The 12,331-nt window shown below is 62.5% G+C and carries 10 protein-coding genes; 5 read left to right on the forward strand and 5 right to left on the reverse strand.

Annotated elements, in window-relative coordinates:
* The first annotated feature begins 241 nt into the window (after positions 1-241).
* Both HWY05_RS10975 and HWY05_RS10980 read left to right on the forward strand, forming a co-directional pair.
* Positions 242-2,020 (forward strand): serine hydrolase, encoded by a 1,779-nt coding sequence (locus tag HWY05_RS10975; protein ID WP_176058328.1) that lies wholly within the window; start codon positions 242-244, stop codon positions 2,018-2,020.
* Between the two features lie 156 nt (positions 2,021-2,176).
* Positions 2,177-2,677 carry a hypothetical protein gene (locus tag HWY05_RS10980; protein ID WP_176058329.1) on the forward strand — a complete coding sequence of 167 codons (501 nt, stop codon included), beginning with the start codon at positions 2,177-2,179 and terminating at the stop codon, positions 2,675-2,677.
* 247 nt (positions 2,678-2,924) lie between these two features.
* Here HWY05_RS10980 and HWY05_RS10985 read toward each other — a convergent pair whose 3' ends face one another.
* Positions 2,925-3,593, reverse strand: coding sequence for a Type 1 glutamine amidotransferase-like domain-containing protein (locus tag HWY05_RS10985; RefSeq protein WP_051980489.1), 669 nt, complete (start codon positions 3,591-3,593; stop codon positions 2,925-2,927).
* Positions 3,594-3,848: 255 nt separating this feature from the next.
* Positions 3,849-4,583: an SDR family oxidoreductase gene (locus tag HWY05_RS10990; protein WP_244146578.1), complete on the reverse strand. Its 735-nt coding sequence runs from the start codon at positions 4,581-4,583 to the stop codon at positions 3,849-3,851.
* A 129-nt stretch (positions 4,584-4,712) separates the two neighbouring features.
* Here HWY05_RS10990 and HWY05_RS10995 point away from each other — a divergent pair, with 129 nt between their 5' ends.
* Together HWY05_RS10995 and HWY05_RS11000 are read left to right on the forward strand one after the other, a co-directional pair.
* Positions 4,713-5,660: a LysR family transcriptional regulator gene (locus HWY05_RS10995; protein ID WP_347880806.1), complete on the forward strand. Its 948-nt coding sequence runs from the start codon at positions 4,713-4,715 to the stop codon at positions 5,658-5,660.
* Between the two features lie 70 nt (positions 5,661-5,730).
* A complete protein-coding gene (locus HWY05_RS11000) occupies positions 5,731-6,651 on the forward strand; it encodes an NAD(P)-dependent oxidoreductase (RefSeq protein WP_176058331.1) in 921 nt (306 codons plus the stop codon).
* A gap of 15 nt (positions 6,652-6,666) precedes the next feature.
* Here HWY05_RS11000 and HWY05_RS11005 read toward each other — a convergent pair whose 3' ends face one another.
* The 3 genes from HWY05_RS11005 to HWY05_RS11015 form a co-directional block, all read right to left on the reverse strand.
* The gene (locus tag HWY05_RS11005) at positions 6,667-8,049 is read right to left on the reverse strand and encodes an MFS transporter (RefSeq protein ID WP_035561673.1); all 1,383 of its coding nucleotides are present in this window, start codon (positions 8,047-8,049) and stop codon (positions 6,667-6,669) included.
* A gap of 189 nt (positions 8,050-8,238) precedes the next feature.
* The gene (locus HWY05_RS11010; RefSeq protein WP_176058332.1) at positions 8,239-9,918 is read right to left on the reverse strand and encodes an AMP-binding protein; all 1,680 of its coding nucleotides are present in this window, start codon (positions 9,916-9,918) and stop codon (positions 8,239-8,241) included.
* Positions 9,915-11,360, reverse strand: a complete 1,446-nt coding sequence (locus HWY05_RS11015) for an aldehyde dehydrogenase family protein (RefSeq protein WP_176058333.1) — start codon at positions 11,358-11,360, stop codon at positions 9,915-9,917. The genes HWY05_RS11010 and HWY05_RS11015 overlap by 4 nt, the downstream gene beginning before the upstream one ends.
* 204 nt (positions 11,361-11,564) lie before the next feature.
* Here HWY05_RS11015 and HWY05_RS11020 point away from each other — a divergent pair, with 204 nt between their 5' ends.
* Positions 11,565-12,329 carry an IclR family transcriptional regulator gene (locus tag HWY05_RS11020; protein ID WP_035549754.1) on the forward strand — a complete coding sequence of 255 codons (765 nt, stop codon included), beginning with the start codon at positions 11,565-11,567 and terminating at the stop codon, positions 12,327-12,329.
* Positions 12,330-12,331 lie beyond the last annotated feature (2 nt).

The raw sequence follows: 12,331 nt of genomic DNA on the forward strand, positions 1-12,331 counted from the left end.
TTGCTAGCGCTAACCTAACACCCGGCGAGCGGACATTGGTGGCGCGGCCACGACCAGCCGCTTCTGGCCGTCGGCCGCCACCCCATGCAATCGGCATGAATCGTTGCTCGCGCGACGAGATGCATGATTCGCCGCTGCTTTATTTTCCCGACTAGAATCACTGGCCGGCAATGGCCCCGTCGCGGGTTCCTGCAATACAGTCCGCATTTTGACGCTTCACTCTCCACTCAAAGGAAATTCGATGCTGAGCGATTCGCGTGATTTGGATTTGGGAAATGTCGATGAGTACATGCAAGCCTTAATACGTGACTGGCATGCGCCGGGAGTCGGCGTGAGCGTTGTCAGAAACGATCAGATCGTGCTGACGCGCGGCTACGGTTATCGCGACGCCGCAAACTTACTTTCGTTTACGCCCTCGACGCTCTTTCCTATCGCGTCCAACACCAAACTGTTCACTGCCATCGCCGCAGGTTTGCTGGTCGAACGTGGCCTGCTGAGTTTCGATGAGCCGATTCGCAATGCAGTACCCAGTCTGCGGTTTTACGACCCATCGCTCGATGCCGCGGTGACGTTGCGCGACATGCTCGGACACAGAACGGGTGTGCCGCGCTACGACATGATCTGGGACGACTCGGATTATTCGACAAAAGAGCTGTTCGAGCGTATCCGCTTCATGAAGCCGGTGGCGCCACTCCGTTCGCGGATGATCTACAACAACATGATGTACGAAGCGGTTGGCCATATTATCGAGTTGATGAGCGGCAAGCCGTGGGATCAATTCGTGCGCGACGAGATTTTGGCACCGCTTGGCATGCAACGAACCCTGTTCACGTATGGTGATGCCAAGGCCGAAGGTGACTACGCATTACCCTTCTCCGAACGACGCGATAGCGACGAATTCTGGCAACCGCCTGCACCCAAGGACGACGAGAGAAGCCCCGCAGGCAGCATCGTCACGAGTCTGGAGGACATCGCGCGCTGGTCGATCATGCTGATGAACGACGGTGTGATCGACGGCAAGCAGCTGATTCCCGCGAGCGTTCTGAAAGCGACGCTCGTTCCCGGCTTGGCATGGCCAAACGGCATGAGCGACCTGCTCGGTTTCGACACCGAATTGAACAGTATTTACGGCATGGGACGCATGACGTCGGTGTTTCGCGGCCATCTGTTGGCGAGTCACGGCGGCAATCTGCGCGCGTTTCATTCGCAGGTTTCCTATCTGCCGAACGAAAAGATCGGCGTATCGGTGTTCGTGATCGGCGACCATTGCGCACCGCTGTGCAACGCGATTGGCTTCGACATCTATAGTCGCGCGCTTGGCCTGGAGGCGACCGACTGGACGGCGCGATTCCGCGACCTTTGCTTAAAGGCCAAGGCCACGATGCGCGAGGCGCGAGAACGCTCCGGGTCGCGAGCGGTTTCGAATACGCGCCCGTCGCACGATCTCGCCGACTACGTTGGCTCGTACGAGCATCCGGCGTACGGCAAAATGAATATCACCATGGACGGCACGCAGCTTCTGTTCGGTTTCCGACATACCGACCTGCCTCTGATCCATTTCCATTACGACCGCTTCGACACCCGTGACGACGAAGCAAAAGGTGCATGGTCGGTTTCGTTCCTGACGAGCACGCTCGGCGACATCGACCGTGCGGTAATACAGCTTGACCAGATCGAAGCGGTGTTTGTCCGTCTGGCTATACGCCCTGAAGCAGACGTGCTCGCAAAGCTGGTCGGGACATACGAGACGCCTCTCGGCACGAAGATCGGCGTCAGACTGAATCGGGACGGCGATATCGTGCTCTCCGCCCCGGGCGATCCTGCCGAGGTTCTCAAGCCGCTCAAAGGCCTGCAATTTCGTAGCGACGATTTTCCTGACGTCACGTTCGAATTCGTCTTCCATGAGGAGCGCGTAACGGCGCTGCGTCACTGGGACGCACACGTGGAGATCGTGTGGCCTCGCATTGGCGACGCCGTCCCCGCGGACACGCTCGAGGACAACGCGTTACTCAGGAGTTAGCGTGTCTTGCCGGGCGACGGGAACGGTGTGGCTGAAAGAGCCCAGCACGCCGCGTGGAAATTGACGACAACGTATTCCGGGTGCGTGGCCTGAATCGATAGAATTCCACGAACTGTGGGCCGCCAAAAATCATATCCAACCGATATCGAAGACCAGATGCAATCCACGCCGAACGTACTTCCCTTAAAAAATACCCCAGATGAGATGGCGTGCAGTCTCGCAATGGGTCATCTTCTAATAAACCTTCAGCCGCGATTGAAGGGCAATCGCCGTGTCCACGCCGAAACCTATATTTCGGCGGTCGGGGCAATTGCGGGCTACGCTGCGCAGCGCACGCTATTCGCCGAGACGCCACCGGTTGTCGGGCGCAACATCCATTGCGTAGGCGCGAAGTCTGGGCAACAGTACGGGTATGGCGATGCACTGAACAACATGCTCCTACCCAAAACTGAAGCCGACGGGAATCGCTGTATTGGGTCATTGGCGGCTGGCGGCTGGCGGCTGGCGGCGCACTGGGCGCGGGCTTGCAACCTCGGAAAATGCCCAGTCTGGATGCGATGTTTAAGCACGTCACATCGACAATTGGCGGAGCAAATGAAGGTAGATCTTCAGTTCCGGCCCAACATCAAGCTCACCTTGCGGCACGCGACCTGCTGAAAATAGTGTGGCAAGTGTTGGCCCCCAATATCGCGCTGACGTTGTTTATGGAGTCCGCAATATCTTGCAGCAAACTTGACCAATCGAGTATCGAGTAGCTCCGTCGACAGTCCCTTTCTGGCCGAACCGAGACGAACAACGGCCCTCCCGTTTCGACCCTGAGGTGATGTTCGCTCTTCCCGGAAACGGCCGCTCCCGGGCCGAACATGCGCCACCCGCACAGTGCGTGCGAAACAACGGGATGACTTCAATCCTCGAGCGGAGTAGGACGAACTACTCCCAAATCGTAACGATGCACCTGTCCGAATAGCTCGACTTCCTTGCCATCGACGACGATCCCCGAACCATCCGGGCAAGCATAGAGTTCCGGGATCGTACAGGACAACTTCGACTGCTCCTGAGTCACACATTCGGCATTGAAGTGCGGCCAGAAGTTGAAATCAACAAGGCCGAGTCCTGCTTCATTCGTCAACGGTTCGTCCCGAACGTCGCCACACAGCAATGCGGAATTCACACTCGGCGTCATCAAGATAGCGCCCGCGCTTACACCGATCAGCACCCCTCCTTCGGAAACGTACCGAGCCAGAAGCGGCAGTACGCTTTGTCGCTGCAACCAGGATAAGAATGAAAACGTATTCCCGCCAGAGAGGTGGATCGCGTCGCATGTCAGCAGAGACGACCAATCCGCTTCCGATGTGTCTTGAGTCGGGTCTACGTACACGGCCAAATTCGCGCCAATCCCGGCGTAGTACTCGGCTTTGCGCCGAAAATAGATGCGCTCGGGATCGCTTGTCGCGGGAATATAACCAATCCTCGGCTGCGCTCGCCCGATCAGCCGTAGAAGACGCGCATCCATTTCTTCATTGGCAGGCATCTCCTGGTCACTATATAACGCCAGTTTTCGATAGAAGGCCATGTTGCTTTTAAATTCGCCCTGGTTGGATGTCTCTGCTGGTTATGTGGCACACCTCGTAACCACGAATTATCGTCATTTCAGAACCTTTGGTCGACCGTCCGAAACTGGCCGAACCAACACGGACTCGAGACCGTCCGCCACTCCGCCCGAGCACTCGGAAGGTTTAACGCATCTGTGCCAGGAGAGAATCTCCGACAAAAGCCCCCAAAGATCCCTACCGGCAAAGGCAAACAAATCAATCCAACAGCACCGCCCTCAGACCAACACCCCGCCGCCGTCCACCACGACCGTCTGCCCAGTCGCATAACGGTTGGTCATCAAAAAAACATAAGCGCCCGCCAGATCGTCGGCCTCGGCGACATACCCCACCGGCATCGCTTCCCCACTCGCAGCAAAAAGCGCCTCACGGTCAACATCGGCCAAATGGGCCCACAGCGGCGTGCGTACCAGCCCCGGGCTCACCAGATTGACGCGAACCGGCGCCAACTCCACCGCCAGGGCCCGCACGAGGCCTTCCATGGCGCTACAGGCACCGGCAAGCGCCACCCAACCCCGCTGCGGCCGCAGGCTGGCGACACCGCCCGTCAGTACCACGGAGCCGCCGGGACGCAGATACGGCGTGGCATGTTTTACGGCGGCAATGGCACCGAATACACGCACATCGAAAACCCGCCGCACCGTGTCGAGATCCATCCCGGCGAGCGGCCCGGTTTGCAGCGCATCGCCTGCGCTGTAGACCAGATGATCGAACGGCCCGAGTTGTTCGAACAAAGCGCGCACGTCGGACTGATCACTCAAATCGACCGCGTATCCGGAGGCCCGCTCGCCAAGCTCGCTCACGGCGTCGGCAACACGTTTAGCGCTCGACGAAACCACGATCACCGAGGCCCCCATGGCCAGCGCGGCACGAGCCGTGGCGAGGCCGATGCCCGAGGTGCCGCCCAACAGGACGACGCGTTGATTCCGAAGCTTCATGTCTGCCGTAGTCATTGAAAATTCCTTGCAAGCGGGTTGTGAGTGAAGCAAGGACGCCAGTATTATTCTTTAACTAAAGTTGATAAACCCGACTTATCTTCGAGCACCTCTTAACAGGACTTGCGAATGGATCGATTTAGCAGCATGACCATTTTTGCGCGCGTGGTCGAATGCGGCAGCTTTACCGCGGCGGCCGAAGGCAGCGGCATGACGCCGACCATGGTCGGCAACCACATCCGCGAGTTGGAGCGGCGCCTCAAAGGCCGGCTGCTGAATCGCACCACGCGGCGTCAGAGTCTGACCGAACTCGGCAAGCGCTATCACGCGCGGTGCCTCGAAATCCTGGCGCTGGTGGACTCCGCCGAACTGGACGCGCGCGAGATGCAGAGCAAACCGCGTGGCCGGCTGCGGGTGAGTTGTCCTGTGATCTATGGCACGCGCGTGCTCGTCCCGGCGCTTGCCGCTTACCTCGACCGCTATCCGGAGGTGCAGGTCGAGTTGTCACTCAACGACCGCTTTGTCGATCTGGCGGAAGACGGCTTCGACGCCGCCATTCGCGCCGGTGTGTTGCCCGACTCGGGCTTGATCGCACGACCGCTGGCCTGTTCGCCGCGCATTGCCTGCGCATCGCCGACCTATTTGGCGCGCCATGGGCATCCACAAGTGCCCGCCGATCTCGCCCAGCACAACTGCCTAGCCTTTATGGTCGCGACCGGTCCCGAACGCGAATGGAGTTTTCGACGCCCCGACGGCAAGGGCGTGGAGCAGATCCCGGTGCGAGGCCGCCTCGACGTGAATGGTGGTCTGGCGCTTCGCGAGGCCGCGCTCGCGGGATTGGGGATAATTTTCCAACCTCAGATGATGCTGCAGGAAGATCTGGACACGGGCCGGCTCGTTCGTCTGTTTCCCGACTGGCCTGCGCAAACCTGGCCCATCCATCTGGTGCATCTGCCCGACGCGCACCTGCCGCCGAAGCTGGTGACGTTCATTGCCTTTCTCCAGGAAACCTTCGGGCAAGGCAGCGCGCCGCGAAACCCGCTTACGGGAAGCCCCCGGCCTGGATCTTCCGGGCGGCGCACCAGGTCTTCGTAGCTGCTCTAGCCACTTCCGGCGTCTTAACGGGCATGATGCCGTTTTCCGACGCCACTTCAAGGAGCCCTCCATGAGCCATCCCGCCACCCACCCTTCCCGCCCTGCTATTCGTCGCGTCGCGTTTCTCGGCCTCGGCGTGATGGGTTATCCGATGGCCGGCCATCTCGCGAAGGCCGGCTTCGACGTGACCGTGTACAACCGCACCGCGTCGAAAGCGGATCAATGGGTCGCCGAATACGGCGGCCGCGCGGCACGCACGCCGCGTGAAGCGGCCGACGGCGCGGAGCTGATCCTCGCCTGCGTCGGCAACGACGACGATCTGCGCAGCGTCGTGCTCGGCGAGCACGGCGCGTTTGCCGGCATGGCGGCGAATACCGCGTTCGTCGATCACACGACCGCGTCGGCGAACGTCGCGCGTGAACTCGCGGCACTGGCGAGCGGTCAAGGCCTGCATTTCATCGATGCACCCGTCTCCGGCGGCGAGGCCGGCGCGCAGAACGGCAAGCTGACGATCATGTGCGGCGGCGAAGCGGAGGTGTTCGACGAGGCATCGCCCGTGCTCGCGCATTACGCGGCGGCCGTCACGCTGATCGGCCCCGCCGGCGCGGGGCAGCTCGCGAAAATGGTCAACCAGATTTGCGTTGCGGGCATGGTGCAGGGACTGGCGGAGGCGATCAACTTCGGCCAGATCGCGGGCCTCGATATGCCGCTGGTGCTGCAGGTGATCGGCAAAGGCGCGGCGGCGAGCTGGCAGATGGACAACCGCGGCAAGACCATGATCGACGGCAAGTTCGATTACGGTTTTGCCGTCGACTGGATGCGCAAGGATCTGGGCGTCTGTCTGGATGAAGCGAAACGCAATGGCGCGTCGCTGCCGGTGACCGCGCTCGTCGACCAGTTTTACGCCGACGTGCAGGCGCTGGGCGGCAACCGGTTCGACACGTCGAGTCTGATCTGGCGTTTGCGGGCGCTTAAACCGGCTGTTGAGTAAGCGCGCGCCCGGCCCTCACTTCCACCACCGCAACGGCCGGCGCAAGTGGTGCCGCTCCAGCCGCACCGCCGGCCCCGCATGCAGAAACGCGGGCATTCCATCGAGCGGCGCACCGATGGCGCGTTCGCGTTCCTCGTCGGCCTCGACGGTCTTGCTGGTGTCGATGAACAACGCAGCCAGCACGCCGACCGCGAGCAGCCCCGCCGAAATCGTGAACGGCACGTTGTAGCTGCCGGTCTTCTCGATCAGATAGCCGAACACGACCGGCGAAATCATCCCCGCCACGCCGAAGCCGGTATTCATCATGCCGCCGGCCGTGCCCGCGTACTTACCGGCAATATCCAGCGGCAAAGTCCAGAGCACCGGATTGGTAATTTCGAGGAAGAAGAACGACGCCGACAGATACCACACGGCGGTGAGCGGATTCGTGGCGGACACCATCGGCACCAGAAACACCAGCGATCCGCCCATGCCGACCACCAGCACCGCGCAGCGCGCAAAGCGCAGGCGTCCGGTGATCTTGAACAGCTTGTCCGACACCACGCCGCCGAGCGTATCGCCCACCACGCCCGCCAGCAGCGGCAACGCGGTGAACAGCGCCAGTTGCTTGAGATCGAAGCCGCGCGATTCGCGCAGATACGACGGCAGCCAGGTCAGATACACCCACAACAGCCAGCCATAACAGAAGTCGACGAAGGTCACGAGCCACATGCGCCGAATCAGTTTGCGCCACGGCGTCGCCGCGTGTTTCGCGCGGTCGCAATCGCCGGTGTGGTAGCCGATTTCGCTGGTTTCTTCGGGCGTGATGCGGCGGTTCTGCTCCGGCGAGTTCGTGAACACGAACAGGTACAGCACCGTCCACGCGAGGCTGGCGATCCCGAGCAGGATGAACGCATCGCGCCAGCCGCCGGTGGCCACCACCGCGAGCACGAGCGGCGGCGTGACGGCGCCGCCCAGGCGCGCGAAGCTGTGCGTGATGCCCTGCGCAAAGCCGCGTTCCGAGACCGGCATCCAGTAGGTAAATGCACGGGTGGCGGTCGGAAACGCACCGCCTTCGCCGATGCCTAGCGCGAAGCGCATCAGCACCAGCATGGTCACGCTGCCCGCGAAACCGGTGGCGAGCGTGGCCACGCCCCAGATCAGCGACAGCACGGTCAGCACCAGCTTCGGCCCGAACTTGTCGGCGAGCCAGCCGCCGACGATCTGCATTGCCGCGTACGGATACGCGAAGGCCGAGAACACCAGGCCAAGCTGAACCGTGGTGAGGCCCATCTCATGACGGATCAACGGACCGGCTACGGCAATGTTCACACGATCGATGTATGAGATGAAGTACATCAGACACATGACCGCCAGGATGATATGGCGTGTTTTGATACGCCGGATGCGCGTTTCCATGCTGTCTCCATGCAACGTAGTTGCTGTCTTTTGTGTGTCGAGAGCGGTGTCGATCAACCGCCGTTCGATGCTGCCGTTCTGCTGCGACTGCTGGCGCGATGCGGTGCGCGGTTCATCGGCTCTCTGGCCCTTCGGCACTTTTCCGCGTGGCTCGACGCCCCTGCTTCAACGCCCCTGCTTCAACGTCACTCACGTGGGCACCAGCTTCAATCGCTGCACCTTGCCCGACGGCCCACGCGGCAATTCGTCGACGAAACGGAATTCCTTCGGCGTCTTGTAGCGGCCCAGTTCGCGCAGGCAGTGCTCGCGAAGTTCGGCCGGATCGGGCGCGGCGCGACCGTCGTTCAGGCGCGGCACCACGAAGGCGACGATGTCCTGCCCATACGCCGGATCGGGCACGCCGACCGCTGCGGCATCCAGCACGCCCGGATGACGCAGCAACGCCTCGTCGATCTCGCGCGGTGCGATGTTTTCGCCGCCCTTGATAATCAGTTCCTTCGCGCGGCCGTTGATGTAGAAGTAACCGTCCGCATCGCGATAACCGAGGTCGCCGGTGCGTAGCCAGCCATCGGCGGTGAACGCGGCGGCGGTTTCTTCGGGGCGCTTGTAGTAGCCGCCCATCACCTGTTCGCCGCGCAGAATCAGCTCACCGCATTCGTCGGCGGCGCAGTCTCGCCCCTCGCGATCGATCACGCGCGCTTCGCCGCCCGAAGGCAGGCCGATGCTGCCCACCCGCCGCCGCTCCATCTCGTACGGGTTGCTGAACACTGGCGCGGCGGTTTCGGTCATCCCCATCGTTTCGATCACGCCGATGCCGAAGCGCGCCTCGAACGCGCGATGATGGTCGGCCGGCAACGCCGCCGACGCGCTGCGGCAAAACTTCAGCGCGGCCAGATCGTAGGTGCAGGCTTCGTCGGCGTTGAGCAGATAGGCGACGATGGTCGGCACCACGTTGATCCACGTACACGCATGCAACGCGACATCGCGCCAGAAGGTGCGTGCGGAAAACCGTGGCGTCATCACCGCCGAGCCGCCGTGAAACAGCGGCGCGAGCAGCGTCACCACCAGACCGTTGATGTGATAAAGCGGCAGCGACGCGAGCACGCGATCGTCCGCGTTCAGCCGATGTTCGGCGGTGATATTGCGTGCGTTCGCAACCAGATTGCGGTGGGTCAGCAGCACGCCTTTGGGCGTGCCGGTGGTGCCTGAGGTGTACATCAGCAACGCGACTTCGCTGGCGGCGGGTTCAGTCGAGGCGTCGGTGGGTTCGTCGGTAGCAAGTTGCGGGACGCCGCGCGGCGCAAGCGGAGTGGAAGCTGAAGTCAAAGCCGACGCCGCAGCCAGCGCAGCGTTGTGCGCTCCGGTTTCCGCCAACGCAGGCTCGCATCGCATCAGCAACGGCGGCGCCGGATCGTCCGGTTCCGTTTCAATCAACGCGATCTCGCGCGTTAGCCCTTCGGCGCGCAGAGCGGCGAGCGCCGTTTCGATCGTGGCGTGCGTGTCGCGCGCGGCGAAGATCATCCGCGTATCCGAGTGCCCGACGATGTAGCGCACCTGCGACGGCTGGCACAACAGATTCAGCGGATTCGCCACCAGCCCGCTGTACATCGCGGCAAGCAACAGCCGCGCGGTCTGGATGCCGTTGCCCATGAACACCGAAATCACGTCGCCCGGCCGCAGTCCGGCGTCCCTGAAACGCGTCTCCAGCACGCGGCAATCGTCGCGCAATGCGCCGAACGTCAGCACGGTCGCACGACGCTCGGGGGCGACCGTTTCTTCGTCGTCGAGCGCGGCCAGCAGAAAAGGCTTGTCGGGATACTGCGCGGCGCGCTCGTCGATCAGCGCGCGGAGCGTGGCGGGCGTGTTCATCGACCGTACCTCGCGAAGAAGTCGCCGAGCAGGTCGTCCGTATCCGGCACGCGCTCTTCGATCGGGTACGCGACCCGCGTCGTGTTCAGGTAGTGGCGGAAACCCAGGTTGCCCGAGAAGTTGTTGCGGCCCCACGTGCCGCAGCCCATCGACAGTGAAAACGGCAGGCCGTTGTCGAAATTGCCGCCGGTCGCGAGGCAATGCGCCTGATTCACGATCACGCGCGCCACCGGCAAGCTCACACCGAGTTGCACGGCTTGCGCCGCGTCGCTCGAATGCAGGCCGACCGAATGGCCGGCACCCATGTAGGCGTAGATGTCGCGCACCACGTCGGCGGCGGCGCCGAAATTCGCCGCGCGATAGACGGTCAGCACCGGCGAGAGTTTTTCGCCGGAGAACGGGTAGTCGCTGCCGGCGCCGCTCTCTTCCACCATCAGAAACGCGGGATGCCGCTCGGCGATCTCGTCGAGACCCGCCACGCGGGCGACGACCTCGGCGGATTTCGCGGTGCAGTGTTCGGAGAGCTTGCCGTCAACCCACATCGCCGCCTGCAGGCGGGCTTTCTGCGCGGCGTCGAGCAGGATGCCGCCACAGGCAGTCAGTTCGGCCAGCATCGGCTGATAAACGGCCTCTTCGATCACGATGCTGTTTTCGGATGAGCAACTCGTGGCGTTGTCGAAGGTCTTCGAGCGCAGAATTTTTTGCGCCGCATCATGCAGATCCGCGGAGGCAGTCACGATCGACGCGACATTGCCCGCCCCCACGCCGAACGAGGGCGTGCCGCTCGCATACGCCATCCGCACATTCGCCTGCGAACCGGTGGCGACCACCAGATCGCACTGCCGCATTAGCGCGGCGGTTGCGGCCTTGCTGATCGGCGCGGGCAGCATCTGCACGAGATCGGGGTCGAGCCCGGCTTTGGCGAACTGCGCGTGAATGAACCCGATCAGCAGCGCGCACGACGAATACCCCTTCGGCGACGGCGCGACGATGACCGCATTGCCGCATTTGAGCGCGTTGATGATCTTGTTGGCCGGCGTCGCGGCCGGATTGGTCGACGGCGTGATCGCCGCCACCACACCAACTGCGCGAGCGATCTCGATGATCCCGCTGGCGTCGTCGCGCGCGATCACGCCGGTGGTTTTCTCGCCTTGCAGATCGCGTAGCAAACCCAGCGTCTTGCGATAGTTCTTGCGGAACTTGTCGTCCGCGTTGCCGAGGCCGGTGTCGCGCACCGAGAGGTCGGCCAGTTGGCGGTTGCGCTGCGGCTCCATGATGGCCCACGCTGCCGCGGCGGCAGCGGTGTCGAGCGCCTCCTGCCCCGCGCTTTCGAAAGCGCGCTGCGCCGCGCGCGCTTTCGCCACGAGTGCGGCAACCACACGTTCGGCTTCGCCGTCCGTGCGTTCGCCCGCGATTTCGGCTCCTGTGGCCCTGACGTTCATATCGGTATGCTCCGGATAGCGGTTTCGATTGCAGTGCTACCAATCTAGCCACCGGCGCGCAGACCGAAGTCCCGTTTTTCGCGCTAAGCGTCGCAACGCATTCGCGCGCATCGGAAAGTGCGGAATTCGGTACTTTCCACAGTCCCGAAAACCGTTCAATCCGATGCAAAATCAGACTTATAGCCACGTGGGCAAGGAAGCGGAATGTCGACGTCGAATCAGTCGAATGCAGCGGCGGTGCGCGCGTTTCGCGTGCTCGAAACGCTGGCCGAAGCGGGCGGCCCGTTGTCGATGACGGAGCTCGTCAACGCGCTCGGCCTGCCCAAGCAGACCGTGCACCGCATTCTCGTGCAATTGATGGACGCGTGGCTCGTCACGCGTGGCGCGGGCGACCGTCTGTACGAGTGCTCGCCGCGCGTGCGGATGCTGGCCGTGAACGTGCTGATGCACGCGGGGCCTGCTGCGGCGCGGCACGTTTTGCTCGAACAGCTGGTGGCGAAGATCGGCGAGACCTGCAATCTGACCATGCTGTCCGGCAACGACGTGGTCTACGTGGACCGCGTGGAAACCGAATGGCCGTTGCGGATGCATTTGCAACCGGGCTCGCATGTGCCGCTGCATTGCTCGGCGAGCGGCAAACTGCTGCTGAGTTTTCTGCCGAAGGATCGACGCGAACGTGTGATTGAAACGCTGCCGCTACGCGGCTATTCGGAACGGACCATCACCGATCGCGACGCGTTGCGCAAGGAGTTGACGACCACGCGGCGGCGCCTGCTCGCGATCAACAATCAGGAGCATCTGCAAGGGCTGATTGCAATCGCCGTGCCGGTGATGCTGGACCGCAATCGCGCGTGCGCGGCGATTGCGGTCCAGGCGCCGGTGGGCCGCGTCACGCTCGACGATCTGCTCGCCTTCGTGCCCGATCTGCGCTACGCGGCGGAGGAAACCGCGAAAACGTTTCGCGAGTAAGG

The organism is Paraburkholderia sp. BCC1876 (assembly GCF_902833695.1).
GTDB lineage: Bacteria > Pseudomonadota > Gammaproteobacteria > Burkholderiales > Burkholderiaceae > Paraburkholderia.

Excerpts from the sequence above, each read along its gene's own strand:
- HWY05_RS11020 (WP_035549754.1), top strand. The coding sequence starts at position 11,565 with ATGTCGACGTCGAATCAGTCGAATGCAGCGGCGGTGCGCGCGTTTCGC.
- HWY05_RS10995 (WP_347880806.1), top strand. The coding sequence starts at position 4,713 with ATGACCATTTTTGCGCGCGTGGTCGAATGCGGCAGCTTTACCGCGGCG.
- HWY05_RS11005 (WP_035561673.1), bottom strand. The coding sequence starts at position 8,049 with ATGGAAACGCGCATCCGGCGTATCAAAACACGCCATATCATCCTGGCG.
- HWY05_RS11010 (WP_176058332.1), bottom strand. The coding sequence starts at position 9,918 with ATGAACACGCCCGCCACGCTCCGCGCGCTGATCGACGAGCGCGCCGCG.
- HWY05_RS10975 (WP_176058328.1), top strand. The coding sequence starts at position 242 with ATGCTGAGCGATTCGCGTGATTTGGATTTGGGAAATGTCGATGAGTAC.
- HWY05_RS10990 (WP_244146578.1), bottom strand. The coding sequence starts at position 4,583 with ATGACTACGGCAGACATGAAGCTTCGGAATCAACGCGTCGTCCTGTTG.
- HWY05_RS10985 (WP_051980489.1), bottom strand. The coding sequence starts at position 3,593 with ATGGCCTTCTATCGAAAACTGGCGTTATATAGTGACCAGGAGATGCCT.
- HWY05_RS11015 (WP_176058333.1), bottom strand. The coding sequence starts at position 11,360 with ATGAACGTCAGGGCCACAGGAGCCGAAATCGCGGGCGAACGCACGGAC.
- HWY05_RS11000 (WP_176058331.1), top strand. The coding sequence starts at position 5,731 with ATGAGCCATCCCGCCACCCACCCTTCCCGCCCTGCTATTCGTCGCGTC.
- HWY05_RS10980 (WP_176058329.1), top strand. The coding sequence starts at position 2,177 with ATGCAATCCACGCCGAACGTACTTCCCTTAAAAAATACCCCAGATGAG.